This is a genomic window from Lederbergia galactosidilytica (assembly GCF_017873565.1).
GTDB classification, from domain to species: Bacteria; Bacillota; Bacilli; order Bacillales; family Bacillaceae_C; genus Lederbergia; species Lederbergia galactosidilytica.
This window is the reverse complement of sequence record NZ_JAGGKH010000022.1, coordinates 60,705-71,234: the sequence shown is the minus strand read 5'-3', so window position 1 is coordinate 71,234 and position 10,530 is coordinate 60,705. Positions and strand designations below refer to the sequence as shown.

The following is a 10,530-nucleotide window of genomic DNA, read 5'->3' as shown; positions in this document are numbered from 1 at the left end:
ACTCGAACGAAAGAAGCTGACGCAGAGATTCGCCGGTCATCGTGTTCCGAAGCCCGAACAGGGCAGTTAAGCTCGCGCGCCGATGGTAATAAGGGACTTCCCCTTGTGAGAGCAGGACGTTGCCAGGCAAATGAAAGACATCCTTATGAAGAGGATGTCTTTTTTTATATCGAAGGATAAATCAAGTAAAGTGAAATAAGAGATAATAACTTTCAGAGAGGACCCCTGCGGGAGCTCGGCTAGTGACATTCAAATTCTATAACTAGCGCCCATACTAGAATGCCGTGTTCGTCAGGAAGGCACGCCGAGATCTAGGAGTGTGATATAAGAATGGGAGATTAAAACTACAATATCCTGTCACAATGCATTCATGTCCAAATTCGTGTTAACTTGAAGGCTTACCTGCCTCCCGCGGAAACCTGAGTTATTACATAATAGCATTTCGGTTTTTCCTTTGTTTCAGTCTTTATGAATCTTTGTAAAATGCAAGAGTAGTTGGTAACATACTGTCTAGGCTAATTTGAAGTAGTTGTTTTGTCCCGATATAAATAGACATAGGGTTAATACTAAGTCAGTAGAAAGGGAACTTATTTAAATTTTACTTATCGTACAGCGTAAAATTGCTGTTTTCTCTAAGGTAATTATCAATAAGAAAAGGTCCCTTTATTTCTGTGATATCTAAAAAGTCTCTAATAAATGGGTAATCATCATTTGGAGTTGTCTTTATAAGTTCCATCCACCATTCTGTTTCGTAACGAGAAATCATACTTAAATTATATAGAATTAAATAATGAATAAGAAGATCAGGTAATAAATTAAGCTCCTGGATTGTGCTAGGAAGCCAAAGTGAGTCCTTTTGGATATGATAACGGAAAGGTGGAACATTACCTATACTCTTATTAAATGTTAAATGTCCTTCCATATTTTCCCCCCATCGTATCTCCTTCTTACACTTATAGGATAAGTACTCTTTCAGGCGAGATTCGCTCATATGATAGGAATTTAATAACTGATTAGGGATTATATGGAGCCCCCCTTTCCTTATAGGTAATTCAATCATACTAGACTTTTCCTTTAAAAAAGAGAAGCTTTCCTCTAATTCCACTATAAGCTCTAGCAGCTCTCCCATTTTAAATTTTTCCCCCTCAAGGTGTTTCACGTGAAACATTCGTTCTGAAAAATAGGTACATAATCCATTTTTTTGAACTTTGACTTCATCAGCAAAAAACTGATAATCTTTTCTTTTCCTTTTTCTAGTAGATACTCCATGTGCAAGAACGGTTGTACTATGGGGATAATAAGGATCGATACTCAACAAACAAGCTTTTATTAAATGGATAAGACCGTAATAGAGGAGTATTGGCCGAATTGATAATGGCGTTTTAGCTGCTTGCTCATAAAAGGCTTCACCTTGTTCAAGATAATAAATAAACGAATAGCAGTTATCATATGCTTTTGCTGCAGCATCCTCTATATTTATTTGGTTATATCTTTTTGTTAAGTAATTTCTAGTAAGAGTGGCAGAATGAAACCGTTGAATACGTTTCCAAGTAAAAGCTTTAATACTCAAATAATCATCTCCAAATAATTTGAATAGTGGAACATCGGTTGTATTTCTTGACAGTCATATTACCAATTGATAACCTACTAATAATATTTTGGGGCAGGAGGCAGGAAAATATGTGGGAAACTAAATTTTCTAAAGAAGGTTTAACTTTTGATGATGTATTATTAGTACCAGCAAAATCTGAGGTTTTGCCTAAAGAGGTCAATTTATCAATTGAATTAACGAGTACGTTAAAATTAAACATTCCAGTAATCAGCGCAGGGATGGATACTGTCACAGAGTCGAAAATGGCGATTTCGATGGCTCGTCAAGGCGGATTAGGTATTATTCATAAAAATATGAGTATTGAAGCCCAAGCTGAGAAGGTCGACAAAGTAAAACGTTCTGAGAGTGGTGTTATTAAAGACCCCTTCTTTTTAACCCCAGATCATCAAGTGTTTGATGCAGAACATTTAATGGGGAAATATCGTATTTCAGGTGTTCCAATTGTAAATAATGAACAAGAAAGAGTATTGGTAGGGATTATTACCAATCGTGATATGCGCTTTATTCAAGACTTTTCTGTCCCAATTATCGATGTGATGACGAAGGAAAATCTTGTAACTGCTCCAGTTGGGACTTCCCTTGAAGAAGCGGAAAATATTTTACAACAACACCGAATTGAAAAATTACCATTGGTAGATGAAAAAGGTGTTTTACAAGGATTAATTACGATAAAAGATATTGAAAAAGTCATTGAGTTCCCTAATTCAGCAAAAGATAGTCATGGTCGTTTGTTAGTTGGTGCTGCTGTTGGGGTAACGAGTGACACAATGAAGAGGGTTGAAATGCTTGTTCGCTCTCAAGTAGATGTTATTGTGATCGATACAGCACATGGTCACTCAGAAGGTGTTTTAAGAACGATTAAGGAGATCAGGGATAAATATCCTGACCTAAACATTATTGCCGGTAATGTTGCCACAGCAGAAGCTACAGCTGCTTTATTTGATGCAGGTGCAGATGTTGTCAAAGTTGGAATTGGCCCAGGTTCCATTTGTACCACGAGGGTCGTCGCGGGTGTCGGTGTTCCACAAATTACGGCTGTATATGATTGTGCGACAGAAGCAAGAAAAAGAGGAAAAGCCATCATCGCGGACGGTGGCATTAAGTATTCGGGAGATATTGCGAAGGCTCTCGCTGCAGGTGGACATGCTGTTATGCTTGGAAGTATGCTAGCTGGAACTTCTGAGAGCCCTGGTGAAACGGAAATTTATCAAGGACGTCGCTTTAAAGTATATCGTGGTATGGGATCTGAAGGGGCAATGGAAAAAGGTTCAAAAGATCGATATTTCCAAGAAGATGCGAAGAAATTTGTTCCTGAAGGAATTGAAGGACGGGTACCTTACAAAGGACCTCTTGCAGATACAATCTACCAATTAGTAGGTGGTCTACGCGCAGGCATGGGATATTGTGGTGCACCAGATTTACAACATTTCAGAGACAATGCTCAGTTTATCCGAATGACAGGTGCAGGTTTACGTGAAAGTCACCCACATGATGTCCAAATAACGAAAGAGTCACCTAATTACTCTATTTCTTAATAGAAAGGCAGGATATTCCTTTTTAGAGGAATCCTGCCTTTTTTTATGGAATAAGTAATTCGACAAATATCACAGTTTTGTAAGGTAGGCGTCATATTTTCTCCTACTAAATTATGTTTAACTATGATAAAATGACAAAGGTGTACATAAAAAGTTGGAGGGCTTACATGTGAAAAGAAGACGGACAAAAAGAACGATTATTTTTTCTTTGATTCTTGTTATGATGTTCAGTTTGTTACAATTGCCAGGTCAAGCATATGCAAAAGATGAATTAGATGTTCATGCAGATGCAGCCATTATTATAGAACCAACCACTGGAAAAGTATTATATGCGAAAAATGAAGATGAAGCTTTAGGAATTGCTTCTATGACAAAAATGATGAGTGAGTATCTTTTGTTTGAAGCAATCAAGGAAAAGAAGATCACTTGGGATCAAGAACAAATTATTAGTGCCTATGCACATGAAGTATCCGTTGATGCGCAATTATCTAATGTTGGCCTAAATGAGGGAAAGCCATATACGATTCAAGAATTGTATGAAGCGATGGCCATTTACTCTGCAAATGGTGCAACGATCGCGATTGCTGAGGCGATTGCTGGATCCGAGGGGAAATTCGTCGATATGATGAATGCTAAAGCTAAGGAATTAGGCTTAAAAGAATATTATTTTGTCAATTCAACAGGTCTTAATAACAAAGATTTAAAAGGTAAGCATCCTAAGGGAGAAGCTGATGATGAAAATTTAATGTCAGCGAGATCTACAGCAATCCTAGCGGCTAAATTAATGAAAGATTTCCCAGAGGTACTTGATACAACAAGTATAGCGAAAAAGAAATTTAGAGATCTACCAGGAGAAATGAAAAACTGGAATAAGATGCTCCCATCTTTAGAATTTGAATATGAAGGTGTTGACGGTCTTAAAACAGGTACAACGGATTTAGCTGGTCGTTGTTTTACTGGAACAGCTACCCGGGGAGATTTTCGAGTCATTACAGTAGTGATGAATGCGAAGGATGACAACGGGGTAAGCAGTGATCGTGGAAGATTTGGACAAACTCAGAAAATGATGGAATATGCCTTTGCTAATTATTCAATGAAGGAAATTTTCCCTAAAGGTTATGAAGTTAAAGGACATAAATCTCTTGATGTTGTAAAAGGTAAGGATAAAAGCGTTAAAGTCCAAACAGAAGCACCATTGACTACAGTTGTGAAAAATGGAGAAGAAGAAGCCTATAATCCCGTTTTTGAACTAGATAAAGATAAGGTAAATAAGGCTGGCGAATTAACAGCCCCTATTAAGAAAAATGAACAAGTCGGTACGTTAGTAGCTGAACATAAAGGTGACGATGACTACGGATATTTGACGAAAAGTTTTGAACCGTCCGTAAAAGTAGTTACTACTAATGAAGTTGAAAAAGCCAATTGGTTTGTGCTTATGATGCGCAGCATAGGCGGGTTCTTCTCAGACCTATGGACAAGTGTATCTGATACTGTTAAAGGCTGGTTCTAGATTATAGAGAGTGACTTCCCTGTATTGACAGGGAAGTATTTTTATAGTTAACTAAATAGTAGAATTAATCCGATAGATATAATCAGAGAAAGGCAAAGGGGATATATAAATGAGAACAGGAACCGATCGAGTAAAACGTGGTATGGCGGAAATGCAAAAGGGCGGCGTCATTATGGATGTTGTCAATGCAGAACAGGCAAAATTAGCTGAGGAAGCAGGAGCAGTTGCAGTTATGGCGCTTGAACGTGTTCCCTCTGATATTCGTGCAGCGGGCGGTGTTGCACGTATGGCGGATCCAACGATTGTTGAAGAAGTCATGAACGCAGTGTCAATCCCAGTGATGGCTAAAGCTAGAATTGGTCATATTGTAGAAGCTAGAGTGTTGGAAGCAATGGGTGTTGATTATATAGATGAAAGTGAAGTTTTAACGCCAGCAGATGAGGAATTTCACTTAAATAAAAAGGAATATACTGTTCCTTTTGTATGTGGTTGTAGAGATCTAGGTGAAGCAACTCGCCGCATTGGTGAAGGTGCTTCAATGCTACGAACAAAAGGAGAGCCGGGAACTGGGAATATTGTTGAGGCAGTTCGACATATTCGCAAAGTGAATGCTCAAGTACGCAGAGTCGTGGCAATGAATGAAGACGAGCTTATGACAGAAGCTAAATTGCTAGGTGCTCCATATGAATTATTATTAGAAATTAAGCAAAATGGCCGTCTACCAGTTGTAAACTTTGCAGCAGGTGGTGTAGCGACTCCAGCAGATGCAGCATTAATGATGGAGCTTGGAGCGGATGGAGTATTTGTTGGTTCAGGCATTTTTAAATCAGAAAATCCTGCTAAATTTGCTCGTGCAATCGTTGAAGCAACAACCCATTATAAAGATTATGGAAAAATTGCTGAGTTATCGAAGGATCTTGGAATTGCGATGAAGGGAATTGAAATTTCAACATTAGCACCTGAAAACCGTATGCAAGAGCGCGGGTGGTAATATGTTGAAGATTGGGATTCTTGGATTACAAGGGGCTATCCGAGAGCATGCTCAGGCAGTAAAGAACTGCGGTGCTGAAGCAATTGAAGTAAAATCAATTGAGCAGTTGGATCAACTGGATGGGCTGATTCTTCCAGGTGGAGAAAGTACGACCATGCGCCGGCTGTTAGATAAGTATAACTTTATGGATCCATTAAGAGCATTTGCACGTGAAGGAAAACCGATCTTTGGTACTTGTGCTGGTTTGATTTTATTAGCCAAACGTCTTACTGGACAAGAAAAAGCCCATTTAGAATTAATGGATATTACAGTCGAAAGAAATTCCTTTGGACGGCAAAAGGAAAGCTTTGAAGCCGAGATTGCTATTGCAGGTGTGGCTGAAGATAAAATGACAGCTGTATTTATCCGAGCTCCTCATATAACAGAAGCTGGGGAAAATGTAGAGGTTCTGGCAAAATATGATGGAAGAATTGTCGCGGTTAGGGAAGGGCAATTTCTAGGATGCTCTTTTCATCCGGAACTTACAGAAGACAGCCGTTTAACTGCATATTTTCTCCAAATGGTTGAAGAATATAAAATGATCGAAAACAAAGTTTGCAATTAATTCTGGCTTATAGTATAGTATGAGCAAAATTATATGGTTATGGCGTTGAGAGGAAATAGTAGTAAAGCATAAGTATCTATTAGAGAATCGATGGTTGGTGGAAATCGATGATACGGCTTTATGAATCCATCCTTGAGCAAAATGCTGAACGATAAAGCTAGTAGGCATTTTCGGTTCGAACCGTTATCGATGAAGTGGAAAGTACTTGTACTTTCAATTTGGGTGGCAACGCGGGTAACTCTCGTCCCTTTCCGGGGATGAGGGTTTTTTTAGTTGGTAAAGAAAGTTTAACATTTGAAAAAGTGTTAGGTATTAGCATTAACGTCCAGTGGCTGCCCGCTATGCCTTTCCTAGTAAAGAAGGAGGAAAAGTAAAATGTTAGATATGAAATATTTACGTGATCATTTGCCTGATATTAAGGCAAAATTGAAGCATAGGGGAGAAGATTTGTCAGATTTAGACCAATTTGAAGCATTGGATCGAAAACGACGTGAGACAATTATTAAAGTAGAACAACTGAAAAGTAAGCGGAATGAAGTATCCCAGCAAATTGCTAAGATGAAAAAGGAAAAGCAAAATGCAGATGAGGTCATCCAAGAAATGCGTCAAGTTGGTGAGGAAATAAAAGAACTTGATTATACTTTACGTGAAGTAGAGGAGGCATTAGGCCATTTGTTACTATCCATTCCTAATATTCCCCATGAAAGTGTACCCGTGGGAGAAACGGAAGATGATAATGTTGAAATCCGTCAATGGGGGAATATTCGTTCTTTTGACTTTGAACCAAAACCTCATTGGGATATTGCCGATCAACTAGACATTTTGGATTTTGAAAGAGCGGCTAAAGTGACAGGCAGTCGATTTGTATATTATAAAGGGCTTGGTGCTAGATTAGAACGGGCTTTGATTAGCTTTATGATGGATTTACACGCTGAAGAGCATGGCTATGAAGAAATGCTCCCTCCATATATGGTAAATCGAACAAGTATGACTGGGACTGGGCAATTACCAAAATTTGAAGAAGATGCCTTCTTAATTGGAAGTGAGGATTATTTTCTTATCCCTACTGCTGAGGTTCCTGTAACGAATTATCATCGCGATGAAATTTTGGATGGAAATCAATTACCTTTAAATTATGTTGCTTATAGTGCGTGTTTCCGGTCTGAGGCAGGATCAGCAGGTCGAGATACAAGGGGATTAATTCGCCAACATCAATTTAATAAAGTAGAATTAGTCAAATTTGTAAAACCTGAAGACTCTTATCAAGAATTAGAAATCCTTACAGGACATGCTGAAAAGGTATTACAATTACTTAAGCTTCCTTACCGTGTCTTAAGCATGTGTACAGCTGATTTAGGGTTTACAGCGGCAAAGAAATATGATTTAGAAGTATGGTTACCAAGCTATAACACATATCGAGAAATCTCTTCTTGCTCAAATTTTGAATCTTTCCAAGCAAGAAGAGCTAATATTCGCTTTAGAGCCGAACCTGGTGCGAAACCACAGCATGTGCATACTTTAAATGGTTCAGGATTGGCGATTGGCCGTACTGTTGCAGCAATTTTAGAAAATTATCAACAGGAAGATGGAACTGTCATCATTCCAGAAGTGTTACGACCGTATATGAGGAATAAGGATATAATAGAATAAAGAACATTTAATTCAGAATCCCGAAGGTATTGTCACTATTACCTTCGGGATTTTTAAATTGGAAATGATGAGCTTTAGATAGCATTAGTATAAAGAGTTTGAAAGTAAAAAACTTAAAAGTAGTGACAAACAACTAAGATGTAAAGAAGTTGGTTGAGTGGGAGCATTTTTAGCTGATTGTACCATTTTTCTCTTACGGCAATTCTTTATGGGATTTCTAAATAACATATTCCCAGCTAGTTTAGAATTGCTTTGTGGCAATCTCCGTCAAAGTGACTTCTAAAGCATATTGATAAACCTTATAGGTAGAAGCTGCAAAAAATTTACCTTTAAGGTTCCATCTAAAAATATTACGTAGTTTTTTAAAACATAATGGTTGACTTAGTCCTATACACTTGGTACAATATTTCTTGTCGTATGGAGGAATACCCAAGTCTGGCTGAAGGGATCGGTCTTGAAAACCGACAGGCGGGTTAAACCGCGCGGGGGTTCGAATCCCTCTTCCTCCGCCATACATGCATAAATTGGAGATCAGAAGCCTGTTCTTAGTGAGTAGGTTTCTTTTTTTATGGTTAAAAATCAACGATGATACAACATTTAGATAAATCATCCACTTATTTTTTTACAACGTGGAAGTTATCAGTAATGAGTAGCCAATTTTGCGGGAAAGATAGACCTAGTTTCCAATAGCTTACTCCTCTAAGTCCTAATTCCTTCACTAGGTTAAACTTAGCTTGAATGGAGCGAGCATCTTCAAACCATACTTCATGTCTTCTTCCCTCTTGATCCATATAATGAAAAAAGGGGGCTTGAGCTGTTTCGTCGTATCGAATGGCGACTCCACGCTCTGCAGCTATCTGAATAGCCTGTTGTGGGCTAATCGCTCTAGCGGTTGTCCCTTGAACAAAGGGAAGTGTCCAATCATACCCATATAAATTTTGTCCCATAAATATTTTTTCAGGAGGGATTTCCGATATAGCGTAATTTAATACGGTTCGAACAGAATTTATCGGTGAGACAGCCATTGCAGGGCCACCACTATATCCCCATTCATAAGTCATGATGACTACATAATCAACGATTTCTCCATGTATTTTATAATCATGCCCTTCATACCATTCTCCTTGTTGTGTGGCACTAGTCTTTGGGGCGAGGGCAGTAGAAATCATAATCCCCTCCTGATGCAGACGATCTCTTGCAATTCTTAAAAATTGGTTATAAGCTTCACTATCTCCAGGATAAAGACGTTCTAGATCAAAATGGACATCCCCAAATCCTACTCGTTTTGCTTCTTGAATAATATTGTTTAAAAAAGCTTCTCGAACAGTTTGATCTGTTAAAATCGTATGAGCAATTTCTGAGCTGAATTGCCCTTCTGCTTGATTGGCAATAACCATAACTAGTGTATTTTGATTGGCCTCTGCAATTGCCGGAAACTGATTTAATGGTGGTGCTGTTAAAGATCCATCCGCTTTTACTAAATAAGCAAAAGGGGATAAATAGGTTAAGTAAGGTGCAGCTTGCCTCGCACTATTTTCTAATGCTTCTGATACGGTGTTACCAAATGGTTCTACATATGCATTGAATTCACGATTTGTTTTCGGGCCTTGTGGGATATATAAGCGCATTCCAACTTGAAGTACATGGCTAACAGCTATTCCGTTGATTCTGGCAAGTTCTTGATAGGAAATATCAAATTTTTGGCTAATAGAATAAAGGTTATCTCCCGGTTGGACCCAATAAAATTGTCCATAAATGGGGATAACTAATGCCTGGCCAATGACTAATTGATCTGGGTTAGGCAGTTCATTTGCTTCAGCAATAGTGTTAGGATTAAGATCATAACGAGAAGCAATCAATGCCAATGATTGATTGGCTTCTACAACATGAATTTGCATGGTATATCCTCCTGTTTATAAGGATTAAAGGCTTGCCAGAGCTTGAGCAGTTGTATCCTAGTTGGCTGTAACGGCTTTGTGACCTGCTTCATGCAAGCCTAATGTTTGTAATATTCTATGTATGAATAATCGCCAATAGACATAAAAGAAGGAGTAATTTTATGGACAAGCGCATTGAAACTTATATGGAGTTAGCAATCCAAGAAGCTAAAAAGGCTGGGAAAATGGATGAAGTCCCGATTGGGGCGATTATTGTATTAGAGGATAAGGTCATTGCAGCAGCCCATAATTTAAGAGAATCATCGCAGAATGCAGTGGCACATGCAGAACTATTAGCTATTGAAAAAGCATGTGAAAAATTAGGAACATGGCGATTAGAAGAGGCTGAGCTATATGTTACGCTAGAGCCTTGCCCTATGTGCAGTGGAGCCATTTTATTATCCAGAATTAAGAAGGTTTTTTATGGTGCGCCTGATCCTAAGGCTGGTTGTGCGGGAACACTAATGAATTTACTTGAAGATGAGCGTTTCAATCACCAATGTGAAGTGGTATCTGGAGTGCTAGAAGAATCTTGCAGTCATCTATTAACGGGCTTTTTCCGGGAAATTCGAAAGCGGAGAAAAGCCGAGAAGCAGCAAAGGAATAGGGATGAGAACGAAACAGGTGCTACAGTTGATATGGGGCTTACTAACGAAAGTCTATAAAATTGCTGAAAATGGAAAACCTCGCC

The 10,530-nt window shown here is 38.6% G+C and carries 8 protein-coding genes, 1 tRNA gene and 1 other annotated feature; of the genes, 7 read left to right on the top strand and 2 right to left on the bottom strand.

Annotated features, from left to right (window positions below):
• Positions 1-598 precede the first annotated feature (598 nt).
• Positions 599-1,570, bottom strand: a complete 972-nt coding sequence (locus J2Z23_RS18880; protein ID WP_057987616.1) for a YaaC family protein — start codon at positions 1,568-1,570, stop codon at positions 599-601.
• A 110-nt stretch (positions 1,571-1,680) separates the two neighbouring features.
• On the opposite strand from J2Z23_RS18880, the gene guaB reads away from it, so the two are divergent.
• The 6 genes from guaB (at position 1,681) to J2Z23_RS18850 (ending at position 8,414) form a co-directional block, all read left to right on the top strand.
• The gene (guaB, locus tag J2Z23_RS18875) at positions 1,681-3,147 is read left to right on the top strand and encodes an IMP dehydrogenase (protein ID WP_057987618.1); all 1,467 of its coding nucleotides are present in this window, start codon (positions 1,681-1,683) and stop codon (positions 3,145-3,147) included.
• A gap of 220 nt (positions 3,148-3,367) precedes the next feature.
• Positions 3,368-4,657, top strand: a complete 1,290-nt coding sequence (locus J2Z23_RS18870) for a serine hydrolase (protein ID WP_174517095.1) — start codon at positions 3,368-3,370, stop codon at positions 4,655-4,657.
• 109 nt (positions 4,658-4,766) lie between these two features.
• Complete coding sequence (pdxS, locus tag J2Z23_RS18865; protein WP_057987622.1) at positions 4,767-5,648, top strand: pyridoxal 5'-phosphate synthase lyase subunit PdxS; 882 nt, start codon at positions 4,767-4,769, stop codon at positions 5,646-5,648.
• 1 nt (position 5,649) lies between these two features.
• Positions 5,650-6,252 (top strand): pyridoxal 5'-phosphate synthase glutaminase subunit PdxT, encoded by a 603-nt coding sequence (gene pdxT / locus J2Z23_RS18860; RefSeq protein WP_057987624.1) that lies wholly within the window; start codon positions 5,650-5,652, stop codon positions 6,250-6,252.
• Between the two features lie 36 nt (positions 6,253-6,288).
• Positions 6,289-6,504, top strand: a binding site (T-box leader).
• 123 nt (positions 6,505-6,627) lie between these two features.
• Positions 6,628-7,902, top strand: coding sequence for a serine--tRNA ligase (gene serS, locus J2Z23_RS18855; protein WP_057987626.1), 1,275 nt, complete (start codon positions 6,628-6,630; stop codon positions 7,900-7,902).
• A gap of 419 nt (positions 7,903-8,321) precedes the next feature.
• A tRNA-Ser gene (locus tag J2Z23_RS18850) sits at positions 8,322-8,414 on the top strand.
• Between the two features lie 102 nt (positions 8,415-8,516).
• On the opposite strand, the gene J2Z23_RS18845 is transcribed toward J2Z23_RS18850, so the two are convergent.
• Positions 8,517-9,800: a glycoside hydrolase family 18 protein gene (locus J2Z23_RS18845; protein ID WP_209974834.1), complete on the bottom strand. Its 1,284-nt coding sequence runs from the start codon at positions 9,798-9,800 to the stop codon at positions 8,517-8,519.
• A gap of 161 nt (positions 9,801-9,961) precedes the next feature.
• Here J2Z23_RS18845 and tadA point away from each other — a divergent pair, with 161 nt between their 5' ends.
• The gene (tadA, locus tag J2Z23_RS18840) at positions 9,962-10,504 is read left to right on the top strand and encodes a tRNA adenosine(34) deaminase TadA (RefSeq protein WP_209974833.1); all 543 of its coding nucleotides are present in this window, start codon (positions 9,962-9,964) and stop codon (positions 10,502-10,504) included.
• Positions 10,505-10,530: the final 26 nt, after the last annotated feature.